Genomic DNA, 323 nt, shown 5'->3' with positions numbered 1-323 from the left:
GTGATGGCTTTCAGTTGCTCTACGGTTTCTTTGCGTGGCGTGTGGTCGGATTCCAGCGCCTCGACAGCTTCCAGCCCTATGCGGGCGATCAGGCCGGTGCGGAACCCCTGGGAGACCGTCTCGCCTTTGCGGGCGAACTTGGATGAGCCGGCGTTACAGCTTTTGCACTGAAGCCAGATATTGCTGGGCACCAGCCTGAGTTCTGGACGGGCACCCTTACCGAGGAAATGGCCCGCGTCGAACGCCCCGCCAGTCTTCCAGCCCTGGGCGGAAAGGATCGATTCCTGCGACTCGCCGCAACTGATGCAGCCGCTGCCGATGCT

The 323-nt window shown here is 62.2% G+C and carries 1 protein-coding gene; it reads right to left on the bottom strand.

Translation table 11 applies throughout. From position 1 onward, the window contains the following. Nucleotides 1-323: recombination protein NinG (locus M2R48_RS21130; protein ID WP_262087584.1), on the bottom strand; the 323-nt coding region annotated here is incomplete at both ends.

This window comes from Acinetobacter sp. I-MWF (assembly GCF_025433935.1).
Taxonomy (GTDB): Bacteria; Pseudomonadota; Gammaproteobacteria; order Pseudomonadales; family Moraxellaceae; genus Acinetobacter; species Acinetobacter guillouiae.
The sequence above is the reverse complement of the archived record's forward strand: the minus strand, read 5'-3'. Positions and strand labels throughout refer to the sequence as shown.